The organism is Enterococcus sp. HMSC078F03, assembly GCF_001811595.1.
In the GTDB taxonomy this organism is placed as follows: Bacteria; Bacillota; Bacilli; order Lactobacillales; family Enterococcaceae; genus Enterococcus; species Enterococcus faecalis.
Window position 1 is genome coordinate 1 of sequence record NZ_KV805536.1, and the last position, 21,373, is coordinate 21,373.

At 37.7% G+C, this 21,373-nt stretch carries 26 protein-coding genes; 8 read left to right on the forward strand and 18 right to left on the reverse strand.

Annotated features, from left to right (window positions below; all coding sequences use genetic code 11):
- The first annotated feature begins 8 nt into the window (after positions 1-8).
- Positions 9-371, forward strand: a complete 363-nt coding sequence (locus HMPREF2810_RS02555; protein WP_048942408.1) for a cytidine deaminase family protein — start codon at positions 9-11, stop codon at positions 369-371.
- A gap of 141 nt (positions 372-512) precedes the next feature.
- Here the strand turns inward: HMPREF2810_RS02555 and HMPREF2810_RS02560 are convergent, their stop codons facing one another.
- A complete protein-coding gene (locus HMPREF2810_RS02560) occupies positions 513-1,085 on the reverse strand; it encodes an alpha/beta hydrolase (RefSeq protein WP_002358653.1) in 573 nt (190 codons plus the stop codon).
- Positions 1,086-1,115: 30 nt separating this feature from the next.
- On the opposite strand from HMPREF2810_RS02560, the gene HMPREF2810_RS02565 reads away from it, so the two are divergent.
- The gene (locus HMPREF2810_RS02565) at positions 1,116-2,090 is read left to right on the forward strand and encodes a ring-cleaving dioxygenase (RefSeq protein WP_002363135.1); all 975 of its coding nucleotides are present in this window, start codon (positions 1,116-1,118) and stop codon (positions 2,088-2,090) included.
- Positions 2,091-2,202: 112 nt separating this feature from the next.
- On the forward strand, positions 2,203-2,376 hold the full coding sequence (locus HMPREF2810_RS02570; protein ID WP_002355495.1) for a hypothetical protein: 174 nt from the start codon (positions 2,203-2,205) through the stop codon (positions 2,374-2,376).
- Between the two features lie 75 nt (positions 2,377-2,451).
- Here HMPREF2810_RS02570 and HMPREF2810_RS02575 read toward each other — a convergent pair whose 3' ends face one another.
- The 3 genes from HMPREF2810_RS02575 to HMPREF2810_RS02585 form a co-directional block, all read right to left on the reverse strand.
- Positions 2,452-2,838 (reverse strand): C-GCAxxG-C-C family (seleno)protein, encoded by a 387-nt coding sequence (locus HMPREF2810_RS02575; protein WP_002404085.1) that lies wholly within the window; start codon positions 2,836-2,838, stop codon positions 2,452-2,454.
- Between the two features lie 52 nt (positions 2,839-2,890).
- Entirely contained in the window at positions 2,891-3,619 is a 729-nt protein-coding gene (locus HMPREF2810_RS02580) for a YebC/PmpR family DNA-binding transcriptional regulator (RefSeq protein WP_002361233.1), read from the reverse strand.
- Between the two features lie 130 nt (positions 3,620-3,749).
- Positions 3,750-4,259 carry a VanZ family protein gene (locus HMPREF2810_RS02585; protein ID WP_002366143.1) on the reverse strand — a complete coding sequence of 170 codons (510 nt, stop codon included), beginning with the start codon at positions 4,257-4,259 and terminating at the stop codon, positions 3,750-3,752.
- A gap of 127 nt (positions 4,260-4,386) precedes the next feature.
- Here HMPREF2810_RS02585 and HMPREF2810_RS02590 point away from each other — a divergent pair, with 127 nt between their 5' ends.
- Complete coding sequence (locus HMPREF2810_RS02590; protein WP_002384889.1) at positions 4,387-6,213, forward strand: M3 family oligoendopeptidase; 1,827 nt, start codon at positions 4,387-4,389, stop codon at positions 6,211-6,213.
- A 24-nt stretch (positions 6,214-6,237) separates the two neighbouring features.
- Here the strand turns inward: HMPREF2810_RS02590 and HMPREF2810_RS02595 are convergent, their stop codons facing one another.
- From HMPREF2810_RS02595 to HMPREF2810_RS02630, 8 genes are all read right to left on the reverse strand, one after another.
- Positions 6,238-7,578: an MATE family efflux transporter gene (locus HMPREF2810_RS02595; RefSeq protein WP_002404086.1), complete on the reverse strand. Its 1,341-nt coding sequence runs from the start codon at positions 7,576-7,578 to the stop codon at positions 6,238-6,240.
- Positions 7,579-7,752: 174 nt separating this feature from the next.
- Positions 7,753-8,403 carry a uracil-DNA glycosylase gene (locus HMPREF2810_RS02600; protein WP_002361229.1) on the reverse strand — a complete coding sequence of 217 codons (651 nt, stop codon included), beginning with the start codon at positions 8,401-8,403 and terminating at the stop codon, positions 7,753-7,755.
- An 86-nt stretch (positions 8,404-8,489) separates the two neighbouring features.
- Positions 8,490-9,890 (reverse strand): M24 family metallopeptidase, encoded by a 1,401-nt coding sequence (locus HMPREF2810_RS02605; protein ID WP_070635584.1) that lies wholly within the window; start codon positions 9,888-9,890, stop codon positions 8,490-8,492.
- Between the two features lie 12 nt (positions 9,891-9,902).
- Positions 9,903-10,664, reverse strand: a complete 762-nt coding sequence (locus tag HMPREF2810_RS02610) for a DeoR/GlpR family DNA-binding transcription regulator (RefSeq protein ID WP_002375902.1) — start codon at positions 10,662-10,664, stop codon at positions 9,903-9,905.
- Between the two features lie 128 nt (positions 10,665-10,792).
- Positions 10,793-11,638 carry a VOC family protein gene (locus tag HMPREF2810_RS02615; protein WP_002358647.1) on the reverse strand — a complete coding sequence of 282 codons (846 nt, stop codon included), beginning with the start codon at positions 11,636-11,638 and terminating at the stop codon, positions 10,793-10,795.
- 42 nt (positions 11,639-11,680) lie between these two features.
- A complete protein-coding gene (locus tag HMPREF2810_RS02620; protein WP_002355475.1) occupies positions 11,681-12,277 on the reverse strand; it encodes a nitroreductase family protein in 597 nt (198 codons plus the stop codon).
- Positions 12,278-12,447: 170 nt separating this feature from the next.
- Positions 12,448-13,383 carry a LacI family DNA-binding transcriptional regulator gene (locus HMPREF2810_RS02625; protein ID WP_002361227.1) on the reverse strand — a complete coding sequence of 312 codons (936 nt, stop codon included), beginning with the start codon at positions 13,381-13,383 and terminating at the stop codon, positions 12,448-12,450.
- 4 nt (positions 13,384-13,387) lie between these two features.
- Positions 13,388-13,672, reverse strand: a complete 285-nt coding sequence (locus HMPREF2810_RS02630) for a hypothetical protein (protein ID WP_002380069.1) — start codon at positions 13,670-13,672, stop codon at positions 13,388-13,390.
- A gap of 114 nt (positions 13,673-13,786) precedes the next feature.
- On the opposite strand from HMPREF2810_RS02630, the gene HMPREF2810_RS02635 reads away from it, so the two are divergent.
- Both HMPREF2810_RS02635 and HMPREF2810_RS02640 read left to right on the forward strand, forming a co-directional pair.
- The gene (locus HMPREF2810_RS02635) at positions 13,787-14,122 is read left to right on the forward strand and encodes a hypothetical protein (protein ID WP_025193061.1); all 336 of its coding nucleotides are present in this window, start codon (positions 13,787-13,789) and stop codon (positions 14,120-14,122) included.
- 182 nt (positions 14,123-14,304) lie between these two features.
- A complete protein-coding gene (locus HMPREF2810_RS02640; protein WP_002384882.1) occupies positions 14,305-15,159 on the forward strand; it encodes a M48 family metallopeptidase in 855 nt (284 codons plus the stop codon).
- A gap of 70 nt (positions 15,160-15,229) precedes the next feature.
- On the opposite strand, the gene HMPREF2810_RS02645 is transcribed toward HMPREF2810_RS02640, so the two are convergent.
- Positions 15,230-16,243 (reverse strand): lipoate--protein ligase, encoded by a 1,014-nt coding sequence (locus tag HMPREF2810_RS02645; protein WP_002381234.1) that lies wholly within the window; start codon positions 16,241-16,243, stop codon positions 15,230-15,232.
- Between the two features lie 186 nt (positions 16,244-16,429).
- Positions 16,430-17,047 carry a nitroreductase family protein gene (locus HMPREF2810_RS02650; protein ID WP_002380067.1) on the reverse strand — a complete coding sequence of 206 codons (618 nt, stop codon included), beginning with the start codon at positions 17,045-17,047 and terminating at the stop codon, positions 16,430-16,432.
- A gap of 111 nt (positions 17,048-17,158) precedes the next feature.
- Between HMPREF2810_RS02650 and HMPREF2810_RS02655 the strand changes: the two genes are divergently transcribed.
- Positions 17,159-17,506, forward strand: coding sequence for a winged helix-turn-helix transcriptional regulator (locus tag HMPREF2810_RS02655; RefSeq protein WP_002355464.1), 348 nt, complete (start codon positions 17,159-17,161; stop codon positions 17,504-17,506).
- Positions 17,507-17,519: 13 nt separating this feature from the next.
- Here the strand turns inward: HMPREF2810_RS02655 and HMPREF2810_RS02660 are convergent, their stop codons facing one another.
- Both HMPREF2810_RS02660 and HMPREF2810_RS02665 read right to left on the reverse strand, forming a co-directional pair.
- A complete protein-coding gene (locus HMPREF2810_RS02660) occupies positions 17,520-18,479 on the reverse strand; it encodes a GDP-mannose 4,6-dehydratase (protein ID WP_002380066.1) in 960 nt (319 codons plus the stop codon).
- 20 nt (positions 18,480-18,499) lie between these two features.
- Positions 18,500-19,468, reverse strand: a complete 969-nt coding sequence (locus HMPREF2810_RS02665) for a TDT family transporter (protein WP_002414815.1) — start codon at positions 19,466-19,468, stop codon at positions 18,500-18,502.
- Positions 19,469-19,609: 141 nt separating this feature from the next.
- On the opposite strand from HMPREF2810_RS02665, the gene HMPREF2810_RS02670 reads away from it, so the two are divergent.
- Positions 19,610-20,437: a LysR family transcriptional regulator gene (locus HMPREF2810_RS02670; protein ID WP_002358639.1), complete on the forward strand. Its 828-nt coding sequence runs from the start codon at positions 19,610-19,612 to the stop codon at positions 20,435-20,437.
- Between the two features lie 46 nt (positions 20,438-20,483).
- Here the strand turns inward: HMPREF2810_RS02670 and HMPREF2810_RS02675 are convergent, their stop codons facing one another.
- A complete protein-coding gene (locus HMPREF2810_RS02675; protein WP_002361221.1) occupies positions 20,484-20,894 on the reverse strand; it encodes a DUF4809 family protein in 411 nt (136 codons plus the stop codon).
- A 15-nt stretch (positions 20,895-20,909) separates the two neighbouring features.
- Positions 20,910-21,272, reverse strand: a complete 363-nt coding sequence (locus tag HMPREF2810_RS02680; RefSeq protein WP_002380064.1) for a DUF4809 family protein — start codon at positions 21,270-21,272, stop codon at positions 20,910-20,912.
- Positions 21,273-21,373: the final 101 nt, after the last annotated feature.

Here is a 21,373-nt window from a genome sequence, read left to right on the forward strand (position 1 = left end):
GACAATTTATTTACACAAAATTATTGACGCTCCCCGTCTGTGCCCTAGAGGCAGAAGATGGACAATTATTTACCGGCTTTTGTTTTGAAAGCTGTTGTGGTGTTCTAGATTTATGTGCAGAACGAGTTGCCGCTTTGAATATGTATGCCGATAGTGAACAGACAGTGATTAAACGAATTATTACTTTTCGGGACGATGTTCCTAATGGAATTTCTGGTATGCCTTGTGGTGCTTGTAGAGAATTATTGCTCCAGCTTTCTCCTAAAAATGCTGATACAGAAATCTTAGTTGATTATCAAAAACGAGAAATAGTTCGGTTAAAAGAGTTAATGCCTAAGTGGTGGGGTTGGTCACGTTATACTAATGACTAAAGAATAAAATTAGCTATTTCAAGATAATAAGATGTTAATTTTGTAGTCCTCTCTATTATCAATTACTGGCATTCATTTTTAGTTACACACATGAAAAAAACAAGCTGCAACCACTTATCAGCAAAGGTTGCAGCTTGTTTTTTAAAGAACTTCTTTTATTTTCGTTACTTCTTCTTCCGATAACCCATGACCGCCATCCACTAGTAAAAAGTCAACTGGAAAATGTTTCTTTAATTGGTTAGCTAAAGAAAGAACTTGTCCCGGAATACTCAACTCATCCTGAGCCCCTGTTGTGACAATCACTTTTGTCGCAAACTCACCAGATACATATTGATAGCCTAAATTGCTTGGATGCAGTAAAATAACAGTGTTAGCAATAGTCGGGTTCTTTTCTAACAGGCCTAAAATAAAATTGGCACCGTTAGAGTACCCTATAAAAATAACTTCATCGTATAACTTTTGCGGTTGCCAAACTTCTTCTAGAAACGCAGTCACTCGCTCATCAAAGTTAGCACGAGGTAATGCTCCATTGACTAATGGCGCAAAAAAGCGTCGCTGTTCGCCTACACCTTCTGTCCCTAAGTAACTTAGAACACTCGCTTCTGGATAAAGGGTTGCGATGGTGGTTAATAATTGATATTCATTGCCACCAGTACCATGGAAAGCGACAACTAATTGATTAGGTTTCGACCCTTTTTGAAAAAATTGTTTCATTTAATAAACCTCCAAGAAAGGAATTTTACTATGTATGCACAAATTCATCACATCTCTATTTTAAATCGATTGATAAAGCCTACATTTGACTTCTATCATAATACACTGGGATTAAAATTACTAATGAAAACGATCAACCAAGATGACCACACCATGTATCACTTATTTTTCTCAGATAATGAGCAACGAACAGGTACCGAATTAACTTTTTTTGAATTGAATGATGGCCAAGATCAATCATTTGGGACAAATACAATTGAACGAACTATTTTAAAAGTACCAACGCGCGCCTCTTTGGATTTTTGGGCAGAACGTCTTGAGCAAGCGGGTATCTGCCACTATGGTGTGGAAACATTTAACCAACACCCAATCTTGCGTTTTGAAGCGCCCGATAATACGCAAATGGCGCTTGTTCCGTTACGTGAATTTGAAAATGCGGAAGATTATTTTCCAGCTGAGCATTCTGAAATTCCAGTAGAACATGCAATTTTAGGCATTGATGCAATTCAATTACGCGTCCAATATGCCGCAGCTACCAAACAACCTTTAGTGGATTATTTACATTGGCATGAAAAAGAAACAGTACCTTTTTTTGAAACTGCGCATGAAGTAACTGTTCTGGAAAATCATCATCCACAGTTTTATCAAGAGGTGCATATCATTGATGACCGTACCAATCCGCTTGCCATTGAAGGGATTGGTGGCGTTCATCACGTCGCCTTTGGGGTGGAAGATACGCAAGAATTAACGCAAGTTGACAGCCTGTTGGATGAAAAGAATTTTACAAACTCAGGGATTAAAGACCGTGAATTTTTCAAATCATTGTATTTTAGAGAACCGAACCACTTATTATTTGAAATAGCCACACAAAAAGGCCTGCTAGATGCCGAAGCCTATGAAAATCAAAGTTCAAACTTTGATGAAATCCCCCTTTATTTGCCTCACTTTTTGGCAGATCAAAGAGAACGAATCGAAGCGATTTTAGCACAACAACGCCATGAGTAAACAAAAATAGCGGTTAGGACCGCTATTTTTGTTTTTTAATATCCTATTATTGCCCTTTTTTGAAAAAAAGGAGTACACTAATAGTAGATGAACTGCGCAAGGAGGTGAGTACATGTTATCTAAGGAAGAAGTTCTACACTTATTGAACGAAGCAAAAAAAGAAGTCGATCGTTTAGAAACAAACCGCCAAGAAGATTTAGGTAATTCAATCAACTATATTGAAAATGAATTACAGCTCCAACGTGTCTTATCTCAAGTGGAAGCTTATGAAAAAGTACTTGGTTAATTGATTACGCATTAAATGAGAGAGGAGCAACCAGATTCATTCACCTGAATCTGGTTGCTCCTCTCTCATTTTTTACTAGACTAATTCGTAAGCAAGTTCTCGTGCAATAATTTTTGCGGTTGTTTCAGCGATTTCCCCAGTAAAGCCAATGCATTGTTCCATATGTTCAGGTGAACCCATCGTTTTATTTACTTGTTCTCCTTTGGCTTCTGTCCGACCAAAAAAGTAGCCCAGACACATAACCCCGCCTGAAAGAGCACCACAAATACACTTCGCTCCTCCAACACCTACAGGAAACCCAGAAGCCATGGCCACAGCTTCAATGGGAATCTCCGCATCAAAGTGTTGCCGAATGGTCGCCACAATCGCTTCCGAGCAATAAAAATCACCGTTACGATAATAGGCTTCCGCTTCTTCCCTGATTGCTTGTAAACAAATTCTCTTTTTCAAAATGCCCTCCATTCTGTATCCGCTTTCATTTTATGAATAAAAGGACGCCAAGCATCCCTTTATTTTATAGATTTTCTGCAGAGGTAAATACTTCTGACACATCATCATCGTCTTCTAACTTGTCAACCAAGCGCTCTAATTGCGCTTTTTGTTCATCGTTCAAGGTTAGTAAGGTTTGCGGAACCATTGTTAATTCAGCTTGTGCTAATGAATAACCTGCTTGTTCTAAAGCATCGCGAACCGCTGTAAAATCTTCTGGTGCTGTGTAAATTTCAAATACTTCTGGTGATGTTTCTAAATCCTCGCCGCCTGCTTCCAAAACGACTTCTAGCATGTCGTCTTCCTCAATTGCATGGTCTTCTCGCTTAATGACAATATAGCCTTTACGATCAAACATATAATTCACCGAACCCGTTTCACCTAAAGAGCCACCATTTCGAGTAAACGCGACGCGAACATTGGTGGCCGTTCGGTTGCGGTTATCTGTTAGTGCATGAACTAAAACTGCCACGCCACCTGGCCCGTATCCTTCATAAGTTACCTCGTCATAATGTTCCCCTTCACCAGCACTACTGGCTTTTTTTATGGCGCGAGCAATATTATCATTGGGCATATTGGCTGACTTAGCTTTATCGACTGCTAAACGTAAAGCAGGATTCATTGCGGGGTCAGGGCCACCTGCTTTTGCCGCCATATAGATTTCCCTTGAAACTTTTTGGAAAATTTTCCCACGTTTGGCATCTTGCGCATTTTTACGCCCTTGAATGTTGCTCCATTTGCTGTGTCCTGACATCCTTGATTCCTCCTGACTTTTCGTTACTATTCTCCTTTATTCTACTCTTCTTTTCAGTTAGGAACAAGCGCTACCAAAAAAAGACCCTCGCTTACCCACCTTTCTGACGAATAAACGAAGCTCTTCTAAATTAGCGTCTTCTTTTTTTATTTTTCTTCAAACCATGAACCACCAAACAAATGACGATGGCTGTCAAAGCACCCATGGCATCCAACATAACATCTTGAAAAAGAGGGGTCCTTCCGCCTGTGATCATTTGATGAAATTCATCTAAACCTGCATAGCCAGTAGCAGCTAGCCAGGAAACAACAGCTGTTAAAAACAGACCTTTGATTCTTGGCACTAATCCAATAAACCAACTACCACCTAATAGAAAATACGTACCAAAATGGGCTCCCTTACGAATAAAAAATTCAACAAATTTACTATAACCACTAGCTTGAATGCTCACTTCACTGCCAGCATATTGAAAAGAAATATTTTTTAATTGTTCTTCAAAAGGATGACTGCTCAGAAGTTTATCTAAAAGACCAACTTGTGATTGCTGTTCATACGTCTGTGATGAACTGAAAAATAAAATGGCCATAATAACAAACGCAATGACTAAATATAAATTACTATCTTTCAAATAATTTTTCATATAATCCTCTTTTCTTGGTTTCAAGTTGCCCCGTGCCTGCCACGGAAAATTCTTTTTTATTATAGTCGGTTTCGAGGGAAAAAGAAACAACTTCTCTTAGGTCTTATGATATACTGAAAAGAAAAAAATGAAAGAAGGATTGGATATGACCTATTCTATTACATGGGATTTAGACAGTATTTTCCCCAATGGGAGCGAGTCCAAAGAACTTAGCCAACGAATGACTCAATTAACCGAACAGACAAAAGAGTACCATCAATTAATCACAGAATGGACACCAGAAAGTGCCCAAGGCAAAGAACAATTTGCTGAAATTTTAACGTTACAAGGGAAAATCTCAAATGGCTTTTCACAATGTAATAGTTTTTTAACTGCTTTAATTTCTGCTAATACTAATGATACCAAGGCCAAAATTTTATCAGGCGATTTATACAATCTGTTGCCAGCGATTCAATTAGCTGAAACCATTTTTACTAAAAAAATCACCGAGATTTCAGCAGAACATTGGCAAGACCTGTTAGCCGAAGAACCGTTTAAAACAATGGCTTTTCGCTTAAATGAATTACGACGTGATGGAAAAAAACTGCTTTCCGAACAAGAAGAAAATATCATCAATACGCTTTCTCTAGATGGGTTAAATGCTTGGAGTACACATTACGATACGATTGTTGCTTCCATTGTGATTCCTTTTGAAGAAAAAGATGGCTCTGTGACAGAACTATCTGCAGGCCAAGCCTTTAACCGCATGATGGGAGATCCTGACAAAGAGGTTCGTCAACGTTTGTTTACAGCCTGGGAGAAAGCTTGGAGTGGCAAAGCTTCAATTTTAGCAGACACCCTAAATCACTTGGATGGGTTCCGTTTATCTGATTACAAATTGCATGGCACTACAGATTATTTAGAAAATCCCTTAAACTATAATCGAATGAGTCAAGAAACATTAACGGTTATGTGGGAAACCATCCAAAAAAATAAACAACCATTCGTCGACTTTCTAACGCGCAAAGCGCAATTATTCGGTAAAGAAAAAATGGATTGGCAAGACCAAGATGCACCAATTATTTTAGGTGATTTAGAAGAAAAAACGTATTCCTTTGATCAAGCCGCTGCCTTTATTTTAGAAAATTTCCGTAAATTCAGTCCGAAAATGGCCGATTTTGCCCAAATGGCTTTTGAAAAAAGTTGGATTGAAGCTGAAGATCGTCCAGGCAAACGTCCTGGGGGTTATTGTACAGAATTACCTGAAACACAAGAGTCGCGTATTTTCATGACCTTTGGCAATTCAATCAACGAAGTAGCTACTTTAGCCCATGAATTAGGTCACGCTTTCCATAGTAGCGTGATGTGGGATTTACCTTCATTGAATCGAGAGTATGCCATGAACGTAGCAGAAACGGCTAGTACCTTTGCAGAATTGATTGTTGCTGACGCCACCTTAAAAGAGGCCAAATCAGACGTTGAAAAGATTAACCTTTTAGACACAAAAATGCAAAATGCCATTGCTATGTTTATGAACATTCATGCGCGTTTTATCTTTGAAAATAATTTTTATCTAGCGCGCCAAAAAGGTTTAGTAGCGGAAGAAGATATTACTGAATTAATGTTAGCGGCGCAAAAAGAAAGCTACAAAGATAGTCTTGGCAGTTATCATCCTCATTTCTGGGCGAGCAAATTGCACTTCTTTATTGATGATGTGCCTTTCTATAATTTCCCATATACTTTTGGCTATCTATTCAGCATGGGTATCTATGCGTATGCCAATCAACAAGGCAGCTCTTTTGAAGACCAATACATTGCGTTATTAAGAGACACTGCTTCGATGACAAGCGAAGAATTAGCGAAAAAACATTTAAATGTTGACTTAACAAAACCTGATTTCTGGCAAGCCGGCATTGATCAAGTCCTAAAAGATGTGGAACAATTCATGACTTTAACTGAAAACTATGTAAACTAAGCAAAAAAGAAGCAGTAACCAACATCAGGTTACTGCTTCTCTTTTTTTCAAATAGTTTCGATATGCAAGGTAGCCCACAAGCATTAGTCCAAACGTAACAAATTCAACTACTGGCATGGCTAACCAAACACCGGTTAATCCTAGTAATTTCACCAAAATAAATAAAACTGGCACAATTAAAAAGAACCCACGCAAAGAGGAAATCATTAGCGCCATTTTCGGTTTACGAACTGCCGAAAAGTAATAAATCCCCATAAAATTCAATCCTGTAAACAAGAAGGAAATCGCATATAAGCGGATGGCTGTCCTAGCAATTTGCGCCAACTGGTCGTTCCCTTCGCTACCACAGCCCACAATGATTTGTCCCGTAAATACTTGACTGATTAAAAAGAACAGGAAGCCGGCGACCAAGTACGTAATAAAGCTAAGTTTAACAAATTTACGCAACACCTTCGTTTCCCCTAAACCATAGTATCGGCTGAGTAATGGTTGCGCCCCTTGCCCAATCCCTGTAAAAATGGCAATCACAATAATATTGAGGTTGGCAACAATCGCATAAGCTGAAATCGCCACATGACCAACTAAGTTTAACAAAACAATATTAAATAAAAACATGACAAAGGCCGAAGAAAATTCATTTAAAAAGGAGGAAAAACCAATCGACATAATTTCTCGAACATCCTGAAATTTCACTTTAAACTTTTCAAAACGTAAAACTCGTTGCGGCGACCACTTATGCAACGTAATCAGGATTAAGCTTGTTAACGGTGACATCACCGTTGCAATGGCCGCACCTGCCATACCCCACCCAAATTGATAAATAAAGACATAATCCAAAATAATGTTGACAATTCCCCCACTGACAAAAGCAATCGTTGCCAAACGAGGATTATGGTCATTTCTTAAAAAAGTAATCAGGCAATTGTTTAAAATAAATAATAATGAACAGCTAAGGTAAATCATATAATATTCCTTTGCCAAACCAAACAAGACACCGGTCCCCTGAAGTCCCCGAATAATTTGATCGGAAAAAATCAAGCTCGCTAAAGTAAAGAGACTCCCTATAACGAAAACTAACCCAATCGTTAAACTAAAATACTGATTGGCTTTTTTGATTTCTTTTTGCGCAACCGTGGTCGAAAACAACGTAGCGCCGCCAACGCCAAACATCCAACCTAATCCATTAATAATATTAACGAGTGGTAAGACAATGTTAAGCCCCGCCAATGCCTCGGTGCCGATCCCATTTGCAATGAAAAATGTGTCCGCCAAAATAAAAATTGATTGCGCCGCCATACTTAAAATTCCTAACAGAACATTTTTATAAAACAACGCAGTAAAATGGTTTTGCTGTGTTTGCTCCATACCCAAATCTCCTTCTAACAAAAAAAGGACTCATTCTTTTTGCTTCAAGGCTTACGCAAAAATCAGAATCCTTCAATTATTCAACCCAGCGATTAAATAATCTGTCTATTTATTGATACTTCTAGGGTAGCATTCTCTCTTCGAAAAAACAACCATCCTTTTATTTTTCTCATTTTAAACTTTCTTAAGCAGTTGCAGTTGTTTTTGAACCACTTGCCAATCTTCTTTCACGACTTCTTTTAAACGATAATTATAAAAGACAGCCGCTGGATGGAAGAGTGGAATGATTTGATAGGTTTTCTGCGTCCAATGATAGTTTTGTGATTGCTCATCAAATGTTTGAATGGGCGACTGAATGACCGTTCCGTGCACTGCAGTGATTGTTGGCTTTGGTCCTAAAAGTCGTTGCAACCCAATATTCCCCAGTGTCAAAATTAGTTCAGGTTGGCAAACAGCGATTTCCCAATCAAGCAAAGGCGCAAAAATTTTGATTTCTTCTTTGGTTGGCGTTCGATTAGGAAATTTGGTTACTCTTTCTCCCGTTTTTGCAATCTGCTTCGTTTTTACAGAAAAAGGTCGACTCCTAACCGCACTGGTGATATACACCGTTTCACGACTTAAGCCAACTTGTTGTAATTGTTCCATCAACAATTGACCTGAACGCCCTATAAATGGTACGTTTTCTTTAATTTCTTCTTTTCCAGGGGCTTCCCCAATCAGCATCACTTTTGGCTGTTGCGGGCCTTGTCCTTCTACAAAACCTTCTAATGGTAAGTCTTTCGCTTTAGCTAAAACTGCTTGTTTCAGATGTTCAGGATAGTGCATTTACCATCACGCCTCTCTTCTGGTGTTCTTCCTTTGCTATATTGATTATAAATAAGGCCCAAAAGAAACTCAAAAAAGGAGCCTACTCATTTAGGAGCTGGTTTTTCTACACACAAAGCTTTGTCTTTAGCTAGATAAAAAGGCCGTAAGTAACCAACTAAATTAGACATTGGTAAAACCTCCGATGGTAAATCGATCTTTAATGTCTCCTTTAAATAGGCTTTGCGTGTCGCAATCCGTTGCCACATGTCTGAATAAGTTTGCTGAATCTCTTTTTGCAATGTTTCATTAGCCAAAGCCACACATTCTTCTGCACTCACCCCTGTATAACCAGGTACAGAAGGAATAATATCCACTTGAAAGAGCATGCCACTTTCCAAGCGAATGGCTGAATCTGGATAAATAGGCGACGACATCCATTCATCATCCGAAACTAAATGCCCAGGATTCAAATGCCAGTGATAGATTTCTTTTGGTAACTGTTCTTCAATCGCTTGGTACATTTCTCGCCCTAACAATCCGATTCGAATGGTTTCAAGCCAGTGAACGACAGCTTGAAAATAGGGTTTTGCTACGCGCTCTAAATAATCACGTTGCGCTTCTGGCAATTGCTGCTCGTTTTCAATAACAAAACCTGTTCGGCTAGACAAGCCACCTTTGTAGCCTGTAGTTAATGATAAGGCATCACCTAACTGAATTTCTTTGGCAGTCGGATACATGTTTGCATATTCAAAACGTTGACCAGTTGCCGCAATGGTTACTACCGTCGGCATTTGACCTTCATCATTTAACAAAGCCCCAATGTCCGTTTCACGCTGTCCTACTTCAATTGCATTTAAGGCCTTTAACATACTGCGAGAAGCCAAATTCGCCCCATATTCATAGTGCGCCAATTCATTAGCATTATTTGTTGTGCGGGCCCCCTTTGCTCCAATCAATAAGTGGGTCCCATTTAGTAAACGAGCTTCTTTCGGCAGCGCTTTTTTCAGTGCTTCGACAATAAAATGTGGCACATCAAACATAGTAGCGGGTTCTTGCTGTTGTGTCGTAAACATTTTCCAACCAACGATACCTATTTTTTGAGCAGTTTCATCGAGAAGCGTTTCAAAAATCTGCGACAACTTTTGTTCTCCATCCATTGGTTGATTAGGTAGCGAAAAAGCTGGATAATGAATTAAATCGGCTGAGATGCGTGCATGTTGGCACAGTTTTAAATTTTCATTACCTAAAATAAGTGTCGCCATACCATCCTTATTTAACACAAGGAGTCCTTCTTCAAACCTCGGAATAAAGCCAGTTAAGTATTCAAAATTACTGCCATGCTCTTTGTCTGCATAGAAAACTAATTGATCGAATTTTTCTGTTTCCATTCGTTGTAATACTTTCTGCTTGCGCGCCATCATCGTTTCATTCGTCAAATACGTTGGAAAAACATTCTCAAAAACAGTAGGTTCAGCAATATGTGTATAATTAATTTTTCGCTTCATTATTATCCTCCATTATTCATCTGCGACAATCAACGTTACGCCTGCTTGCGCTAACTGTTCACAGAATTTTTCATCAGGTCGTGTATCTGTCACTAAACAATCAATTTCTGTTAATTCGCAAATTTTAAATAAACCCGTTTTGTTTAATTTCGTTTGGTCTGCTAAGGCAATGACTTGTTTGCCTTGTTGAATCATTCGCCGTTTGACTTGACCTTCTTCTTCTGTGTGAATAAATAATCCTTGTTCAGATAACGCAAACACACCTAATAATGTATAGTCGGGGGCAAATTCCCCAACCTTAGCGACTGTTTCTGCCCCAAACAAAAAGAGTTGTTGTTTATGCAGTTGCCCAGGTAATACTGTAATTTTTGTCTGATCCATTTGCGCTAGAAGTAGCGCATGACTGAGAGAGTTCGTTATCGCGTGAATCGGACTATTTTCCATCGCTCGAATAGCTGCTTCCACCGTGGTTGATGAATCAAAAAAAATGGACGCTTGTTTGGGAATATTTGCCCAAACTTTTTGGGCAATGGCTTGTTTTTTCTCTGGATGCTTCATTATTCGTTGAGCATAATCATAAATAGTTGCTTCAGACTGCACTGAGATAGCGCCACCGTGCGTTCTCTTTAAATGTCCTTCCTTTTCTAAACGAATTAAATCTCGTCGAATAGTATCTTTTGAAACGGAGACTTGCTCCGCTAAAGCTTCCATGGAAATACTTTTTTGTTCATTCACTATTTTTTGAATCTTGGCTAAACGTTCTTCAATCAACATATTTCCTCACCTCTTCTAAGTAAAGATAGCATCTTTTGCATTATTTTGCAAACAAATGCAAAATAATGCAAACAAGACAAAAAAACTAGTCCTTCATTTTCTAACGAAGGGCTAGTTTGAGAGTGGTTTTAATAGGTAAATTGAATAATCATGCCGCTAGGATCTTCTAACGCAAGTAAATGATCTTTGGCAATAAAATGTAACTTTGCTTCTTCCGCATTGGCTTGGACGATCTCTAAATCTGCCGCAGTTGGTAAACGGAAGGTGTAATTTTCTAAGCCAAATTGATTTTCTTGAATCGTTGGCAGCTGTTTGCCGCTCCATGTATTTGTCCCAATATGATGATGGTACTGACCCGCTGCAAAAAACTTCGCTTGTTGACCAAAGTTAGACTTTAAGCCAAACCCTAAGTTTTTATAGAACGTTTCAGTGGCATCTAAATCGGCCACTTTCAAATGAATGTGCCCAATTTTAGAACCTTCGGAAATTCCTAGCCAGTGACCGTCAGCTTCTGCAGCTAAACTATCACCGTCTAATTCTTCTGTCACACCGATAATTTCACCATTTGGACGAATATCCCAGACTTCTTCTGGTTTATCCCAATAAATTTCGATGCCATTATTTTCTGGATCACTTAAGTAAAGGGCTTCACTATAGCCATGATCTGCTGCGCCAATTTGCACATTTTCCTGCAAAAGCCACAGCAACATATTGCCTAAATCTTTGCGGGTTGGTAGCAGGAAAGCAATATGGTACAAGCCAGTGGTCCCCTGATTTTCTTCCCCAGCTGTTAGTTCTTTTAAGACAAGAATTGCATCGTTGGTGCCTTGTGGCGCTAGCCAAGCACGTCCCTCTCCTTGTTTTAAAAGTTTTAAGCCAATTGTTTTCGTATAAAAGTTTACCATTTTATCTAAATCAGCCACTTTCAAAGTGACTTGTTGAATCCCAATATTACTTGGTAATGCTTGAACCATTTGCTTTCACTCCTTTCCTCTTCGTTTTACTAAAGCAATGATTTAGTTGAATTCTTTAAAACGAGCACTATCTTCCATGTATTCTTTTTCGCCAGCTGGCGCTTCAATGGAACCAATGACCATTTGTGCACGTAAATTCCAGTTTGCAGGAATTGACCATTCTGCAGCAACCGCTTCGTCAATGACTGGGTTGTAGTGTTGTAAGTTTGCGCCGATATTTTCTTGCGCTAAGGCAGTCCAAACGTTCGCTTGTGTTAAACCAGTTGCTTGTTCAGACCAAACAGGAAAGTTATCCGCATATAATGGGAAGCTATCTTGTAAGTTTTTCACGATATCTGTATCTTCAAAGAATAAAATTGTGCCCGCACCAGCTGCAAAACCTTGTAATTTAGCTTGTGTGTTTGGAAATGCTTCTGCTGGAGTTAATGGTTTTAAGGCGTCTTCAGTCATTGCCCATAATTTTTTGTGAGCATCGCCGAATAAGAACACAACACGTTGTGTTTGAGAGTTAAAAGCTGTTGGACTTTCTCTAACAACTTCTTTTACTAAAGCAGTTACTTCTTCTTTTGAAATTGGTAAGTTTTCTCCTAAAGCATAGATTGAACGACGGTTTTTCATCATTTCAGTAAATTTTGACATAATATGTTCATCCTTTCGAATTTCCTCAGTAAATTCATTTAATTTTGTTTACATGCTTACTATACTACCTTACTAAAAGTAAGTAAAGCTTTTTGTCTTACTTTTTGTAAGTTTTTTTATTTTTTAGTGAAAAACCTTATTCTACCAAAGAAAAAACAACCAGCTTTTTTCTAAGAAAAAGAAAAATCTGGTTGTCGATTAATAAATGTAGAAGTCAATTGAATCGTTTTCGGCCGTTTTTCTTGAAATAAGTGTGTGGCTTTTTCCCCTAATTCCATTAATGGATGACAGATTGTTGAAAAATTTAAAATTTCACTTAATAAAGTTTGTTCCTGTCCCACTAAAAAGAGTGGTCTTTCAATAACGGCTTGAATCCCTGCGGCAATTTCATCACCGTTGGTCACAACCGCTTGGAGCGTTGGATCTTGCCCACAGTGACGTCCTACTTCACACCCATCTTCATAGGTTAAACAGTCCTTAAATAACCGATTTTCAGGAATCGCTCCATAAATTTCCTGATATGCGTCAACTAAATAGCGTGCGCTTGTACTTTTTTCTGGTGCACGGTTAATCGTAATTGCCACTTCACTACATCCTTGTTGTTTCAATGCTTGGAAGACCCGCCGATAAACGGTTAAACGATCGATATAGATACTAGCATAACTAGGGTCTTCTATTTTTTCACAAAAAACAACTTGCTCTTTATATGGAGCAAACACACTTAAAGGATTTGCCTTTGACAAAACAATCATGCCATCAAACGCACCCGTGGCCATTTTTTCCAAGTAACTTTTTTCAACTTCTTTATCATAATCCGTTGGTAATAAACTGACCATCATCCCTTGCTGAAATGCTTGGTGGATAATCCCACTTAAAATAGCATCAAAATAAGGTTGATTCGTATAAGGAACCATGACACCTAATGTATTACTTTTCCCAAAGCTAAGATTTCTCGCTAATATATTGGGCTTATAGCCCAACTCATCGATAATTGCTTGGATTTTCAGTCGTTTTTCTTCAGAAACATACGGATGATGATTAATCACACGCGAAACAGTCGTGACTGAAGATCCTGAAAGGCGCGCAATTTCTCGAATTGTTGTCATACTTTCACCCCATTACTTTACAAAATTGAGTTAAATAAGGCACAATCCCTGTCCCGTAATCAATAAAACGATAAAAGGTCTCCTGCCAAGCAAAAGAAATTTCCTGAATATCCTCCTGCTGTGTCAAGTGCCACTCCGTTATCTGATGGTACGGAATTTCTTGATGCCAAATCTTATAGTATTTTTTGGGACTATTTAACTGCAGACTTTTGGCCGTCGTAGTCACCGAGACAAAATAGTAATCCATACCAAGTCTATCGCTTATCTCCACTATAACATTCATTTTCATGCCCTCCAATATTTTGATACACCTAGCTTACCTTATGAAACGCGTACCAGAGCAAGAGGAAAAATAAAAAAAGTGAGGCCATGTTATACTAGATGTATCATATAAAAGCAAAGGATGAGTGCAATGGAAACGGTTACAGTAGCAACAAAAAGCGACTTACTAACAAATTTGAACAAGCAAACAGATGAAATCATTATCTCGGGGGCACTTGCACAAGAAATTCACCACTTAAAAAAACAACAATTAACCGAAACGGAAGAAATGGGCTTTTTAGTGGGCAGCCAAGGTGCTGGCTCATTTTTAACCTATTTAATCGAGAAGTTATCCTATATAAATTCGGAGCTATCGCCAGAAGAACAAAAAATTGAACATGCGATTTTGCGTTTGTATGTTATTAAAAAATTAACTCCAGAAACTACTTTATTACGTCTAAAACAGTTAGATTATTAAAATTTTATTTAATCAAGATAGACCAATTCCCCGCGTACAACGAGTCCCTTTCATTAATCACTTGATATAATTACCTTTATTCAAGTTCCCACCATTGTCATTATCGATTAACCAATGGTATATTAGAAGTAACAGATAAGTCATTTTATTTGAAAAAGTGTTTGGGAAATGTTTGGGGAGGAATGTTTATGTGTCAACCGCAGGAAAAAAAGAAAGAAATTTCTGTTGCTAAGTTACGTTATCGTTTTGAATTACCAATGATTATCATTGGTTTTGTTTTATTGTTTTTAGCATTGGGGTTAGTTGCTTTATTGATATTGAGTGATTTGCCGATTCCTGACTGGTTATTAATTGTCTTAATTGCACCAATTGCGCCAGTCATTGCTTTTTTTACCATTCGTTATATGTACATGGATACTGCTTCTAACGGAGTGGAAATTACAGAAAATCAGTTACCAGAAATTTATTCTTTATATATTGATTTGGCAAAAGAAATGGGCTTTGGCACTAAAAAATTAAGGATGCCACGTCTTTATTTAATCAACGGGAATGGTGTCTTAAACGCTTTTGCGGCAAAATGCTCTTTACACAGACGCTATGTTGTCATTCACAGTGATTTGTTGGACATCGCGTACAATACAGGCGATTTTTCGCTGATTCGCTTTATTTTGGCACACGAGCTAGGACACCATAAATGTGGGCACACTAATTTATGGCGGCTAATGTTATCCATTATTTTGAAACCAGTTGCGTTAGATAAAAGTTTTACAAGAACGCAAGAATATACCGCTGATCGCGCAGGTTTATACTACGCAGAAGAAGGTGCTTTAAGCATGATTTATTTATTTTCAGGAAAATATATGGGCAGTCGTGTGGATTTAGAAGAATACTTTCACAGTATTGATTTACATGATGATACCATCTGGCTTAAATTGAGTAACTTCTTATCCGATCATCCTGTTGGCTTCCGTCGAATGCAAACATTGAAAAAAGCCAAAGATACTGGCAATTGGGACGTTCATGGAAAATTTTTCTAGCAAGAGCCAACCATCATTAAATAAACGTGCTGGGACAAAAGATTCTTTAACTTTTGTCCCAGCACGTTTATTAATCCACCAATAAATGAACAAATTCTTCTTTGGTGATATTTACAAAGTAGTCTTCAAAGTTAAACGCTGCTAATGCTTGCCAAATTGATGAATACTGATAGTCCACACCTAATAAAGCCGCAACGATTTCCGCTGTTTCTTTTTTGGCAAAGTAATCACCATAAATCGTTAACTCAATTATTTTACCTTTTTCAACAGTCAAACGTGCATCCACAATGCCGCCTTTAAACTTTTCTTCTTTTTTGATTGTAAATTTAGGCGCTTCACCAAAAATCCAAGCTTCATTGCCATACACTTCAGCGACCAATTTCCTAATTTCCTGTTGATCTGTTTTAGTTAGGACATATTCTTTCTCCGCAATTTCAGTTAGAGATTCGACATCAAAGAGCTCCATCAGTAAACGATTGCGAAATTCCTCAATGGTTAATTTTTGATATTTTTCGTCTAAGTACGGCCGTAAATTGGTTACGCGTCCCCGAACAGATTTTGTCCCTTTTGATTCAATTTTTTTCTTAGAAACAGTTAAAACACGTTGAACTTCTGCCAAATCAACATCATACATCAAGGTACCATGAGTATACATCTTCCCCTTTTTTGTATACATGGCATTGCCAGAAAATTTTTTCCCATCAATTAATAAATCATTGCGACCGCTAATCTCGGCCCCCGTTGCGCCCATTTTATGTAATGCTTCAATAATTGGTTTAGTGAACGCTTTAAAATCCCCAAAAGCTTGATGTCCTTCCTGAACAACAAAACTAAAGCTGACATTCCCGAGATCATCATAAACAGCACCACCGCCCGATAAACGGCGAGTAATAACGATTCCCTTCTCTCTAGCATAAGCTAAGTCAATTTCTTCATAAGCATTTTGATTTCGGCCTAAAATAACACAGGGTTCCTGAATATAGAACAACACTAAGGGCTCTTCAAAAGAGAGAGTGTTTAATAGATAATCTTCCGTTGCTAAATTTTCACGAATATCTCGTGACTGCATTATGACATAACGCATAAGGTCGCCCCACTTCTTTTTCTTCTAGTGTATCACTTTCTTTCAAAATTGGTTCACTAAACGTCTTCTCTGGCCATTCTCAAAAGCGGATGATCAACAAAAAAAGAACGTGGGACAACAATCACTTTGGATGTTTGTTCCACGCTCAAAATCTAATAAACAGCAATTGCAGAACTGTTTAGCTTTTTAATCTAACCAAGTTACTACTTCTGAAACATCTCGTCGGACTGTTTCAAAGCCGGGTGTTTGAGCTTTGCCAATCGGAATAATCAGTCCGTTCACTAAATGATCCTCAATATTAAATAACTTGCGAACCGCTTCTGTTTTAAAACCAGACATCGCCACAGTATCATAGCCTCGATCTTTTGCAGAAAGCATCAGCTGCATCGCAACTAAGCCTTGGTCTAACATTAGCCACTCTCTTTTTTGTTCTTCGCTAACATCATAGTACCAAGAAACATTTTCATTAATTCCTTGACGAATTTCTTCCGTCATCGTTCCTTGTGCGACAGCTTTAGCACTGATTTCATCTGCATTGGCCACTGTATAAGCAGTCAAATCACCTAATAAAATAATCACCGCCGCTGCCCCTTTAACTGCTGGTTGTTGCATCGAAACTTCGTAAAGGGCCTCTTTTTGTTCTTTTTCTGTGACAATTAAAAAACGCCATGAATTTAAATTGGTACTATTTGGCGCGAACATCGCTTCCTCAATTATGGCCATTAATTCCTCTTTAGGAATCTCAACATCTGGCATAAAATCCCGAACTGAGCGGCGGCTGCGAACAACATCTTGATACATCATATTTCTTCTTCCTTCCTCTTGCCTTACTTGACATAGTTATTATTACTCACTATGATGGAGAAAAAAAGTACGCACTTTTTATTCACCTAGGAAGAAAAAAGTAACCATTACGTGTCACAAGGAGAAACTATGACAACTGATAAACAAACCAGTATCAACTTAGCCCTTTCCACCATTAACGGCAAATGGAAATTATCATTAATGGATGAATTATTCCAAGGGACCAAGCGCAACGGTGAATTGATGCGTGCGCTCGACGGAATCACTCAGCGCGTCCTGACAGATCGCTTGAGAGAAATGGAAAAAGATGGCCTAGTCCATCGAGAATCCTTTAACGAACTGCCCCCTCGTGTGGAATATACGCTCACTCCGGAAGGATATGCTCTTTACGATGCCCTCTCTTCACTTTGCCATTGGGGCGAAACATTTGCACAAAAAAAGGCGAGACTTAACAAATAAGTCTCGTCTTTTTTTATCTATTTTGGGTATTATGGGTAAACTTAAGATATTTTTGAAGTCCTTCTTGAATTGAATAAACGGGTGAAAAACCTAAGCCTTTCAAAGCAGAACTATCTGAAAGAGAATATTTTATATCGCCATCTCGTTCCTTTTGATAAGAAACTGGCAAAGAAAGTCCCACTAATTGGTTCATTTCTTCAATTAATTGATTAAGGGAAATGGCAACTTCGGTACCCACATTATAAACATGTCCCAACGCTTCACTTTTGGTTGCTACTAAATCTAATGCAGTTAGGACATCCTCAATGTAGATAAAGTCACGTGTTTGCTGACCATCTCCAAATATTTGAAATTGGCTCGCTTGCCCTTGCTCTAATTGGATATAACGATCCATCAAAATGGACAGGACACCAGAATAGGGGGAAGCAGGATTTTGATTGGGACCATAGACGTTAAAGAAGCGAACTGCGCTTGTAGGTACCCCATGTAAATGGTATTCATTGAGAACATAACGTTCAGCAGCAAACTTATCAATAGCATAGGGACTCAAAGGGCAAATCACCGAAGTTTCTCTTTTAGGCAACGTTGGCTCTGCACCGTAAACGGCTGCCGACGAAGCAAAAACAAAACGTTTGAGCTCTTTTTGATATTTTTTTATTGATTCCAATATTTTCAATACACTTAAAAAATTGACCTCATGTGTCTCTAGAGGCTGTGCCACAGAACTTGCCACGCTTGCCACGGCCGCAAGATGAAAGATATACTCAAACGAATGCTTTGAAAGTACTTCGTCCAATAATTGCTGATCCGTCACACTTCCTTTAATAAAAACCAACTGCTCAGTTTGTTGCAAATTTGACACTCGCCCCATGGACAAATCATCAATCACAAAAACTTGATACTGTTGACTATAAAAATTAGCCAAATTAGAACCAATAAAGCCAGCTCCTCCAGTAATTAATAGTTTCTTCACCTCTTTGCTTCCTCTCTTTTTTAATTTAATTCCACTTTTTTCGTGTTATTTTCTCTTTGGAATAAAAAAATGCAATATCGAATGAACACATAACTTACAATAGCCACAGCTAATAAGAGTTCAAAAGTAGACAAAATATTTAACAGACTCGTTAGGCCTACCTTTTCTGCAAATAAAGGTTTAACTTTGACTAATGCTGTCGCAGAAATCACTAATGGGAATGTAAAGGCAGCATAACTTGGATAGAATGTCACTTGCATAATTTTATATAGATTCACTACTACAATCCCATAAATACATTGAGATAAAATTAGCAAGAAAACAACTAATGGCATATACAAATGACCACCCATTGAAATATAGCCAGCTAAACATAACGAACCTGGCGCTGTCATAATCGTCAATAAAGGAATGGTCGATTCAGGCATTTCTTTCGACTTCGTAATTCTCTTGATTAAAATTGGTAACAAGAGTAAATAAAAGAACAACGCTACCCAAAAAACAATTTTTCCCAACTCATTGATAAACAATTGAGAAGTATTAGGAATAACGCCAATGCCGACAAACGTAATAAACCAGCTTGGATAAATATGTTCCAGTTCGATTTTTGTTGGAAAAATATGCACCGCTACAAAATAAATCATTAAAATAAAATGTAAAATCACTACGCCAATCCACAACACGTTAATCCAAGCAGCATTGGTAAATATCCGATCTAAGAAAACACAGATAACCATTAAAGCCATTGTAAATGTTGGTGATACCGAAGCAATAATTGGATCATCTAAGGTGCTTAATGCATGTTTCATTGTAAAAATAATTTTTAAAATAACTAAAATCATTAAGAGACTGCCAAGTACACAATAAATGGTCCCAATTGTTGCATATCCCAAGGAATAAAGTAAATTCCCCAAAGAAACTATCCCTAAAATTAGTCCGCAAATGGGAATCGGGACTTTCCGCAAGAATTTTTTCGCACTTTCTACCATTATGTAGTCACACTCCGTCTTTATTTATTATTATTGATATTAATCAAAAGTATGTTATTATACTAAATGAAATATTTATATTTGTAAAATAAATATTTGCAATAACAACTATTAAGATAGTAAATAGAAAGAGGCGATTTTATGTTCGAATGGATCAAAACATTTATTGCTGTGTATGAAACCAAAAATTTTAGTGCGGCGGCCAAACAATTGTATATTTCTCAGCCAACTGTTTCTTTGCAAATCAAGAAATTAGAGCAACACTTTTCGATCAAGCTGTTCTATCGTAATGGAAAACAATCGGTTATTCCTACCAAAGAAGCTGATTTTTTATATCCAAAAATGCTCTCGATTATTGAAAGCTTAACTACTTCTTTTGCGCAAGCTGCAGAAAAAGAGAATTTTAAAGAAGACTGCATTATAGCCTCTTCAAATACAGTTGCTATTTATTTACTGCCAGATATTATGGAGAGTTTGGTTACCGCTTTTCCACTCATCAACTTTTCGATTCAACTGATGAATTCAAACGAAGTCGTGGATATGGTTCAAAATAATCATGCCCACATTGGACTAATTGAAAAACCCATTGAAACCAAAAATTTACACAAAGAAATTGTTTATGAAGATCAACTAGTTCTAGCAGGAGATGCCGCTTCAAAATTTTGGCTCTTAAGAGAAAAGAACTCTGGCTTACGTTTTTTCAATGAGCTTTATCTCAATGAACACAGTATCAACTTACCAATTATCGAATTAAACAACAACGAAGTCCTGTTACAATTGCTAAAAAATAACATTGGGCAATCAATTGTTTCTCGATTATCTATTTCCGATGAGATCCCTTGGCAACCAATTGATCAGTCCTTTGCTTCTCGAAAAATTTTCATTGTCCAGACCGATCACCATGCCAATACTTCCTTCTCTGAAGTTTATAACCGAATCGTTGAAAAAATTCGTGAACGACAAACCTAAAAAACAGGAGAACGACTTAGCTTTCGCTAAATCGTTTTCCTGTTTTTTATTTATCAGTTTCCTCTACCAATTCAAATTCAAAAGGTTCTAACTCAAATAGTTGGTGTAAAATTTGCTGGGTTTCTTGGAACACTTGTTGTGGTTCTTTAGACAAAAGAGTGCTTTGAATGGTCTGTTTTTTTGATTGAAAAAGAATTCTCGTTTCCTCTTCCTTAAATACAACTTGATGAGTTTCCCTTTCAAACATCGTATATTCTTCGAACATTTCCATAACTAATTTTTGACGAAACCCTTCTTTGAGTGCTAATAAGGTTACTAAATCTGCAACGGTTAGCGTTTCTAACGCAATTGTTTCATCTTCTACATGAACAAGATAATTCGTACACTTCACATTCGGACAGGCATTGCAGCCGCCATTAATCAAGTCTGAGGTAGTTGTTATTTTCACCTGTTTCATCTTAATCCTTCTTTCCTACTTTTCGAGAAAAACACAAGGGGTCTCCTCAAAAATATTCAATAAAATATGATTGACTTCTTGAAAGACTTCTTCGTGATTTCGGCATTGTTTTTCCATTACTAAACGCAGATCATTCACAACAAAAGTCAACGTCATCGCTTGTTGGGAAACATGTATACAACGGTTGCCTTTAACAAAACATTCTGTTTGTTCTTCAATGCATGGTTCTTTTTGATAGCCATATGCTGAAGCGACACATTCCAGGATTTCGTAGATTTCTATTTTTGGAAGTTCATAGCTACAGCTACCGATAACTAGTTGAAAACAGTTCGGCTGTTTTTCATTATTGCTTGCATAATACACTGTTGTCGTTGTCATTTTGCCTCCTTATCTCCTCTATTTTCCTACTCTTATCATAACAAAAAAAGCACGCTTCCCTTATTTAAATTGTTAATAAAGACTATTACAGATTAGTATAA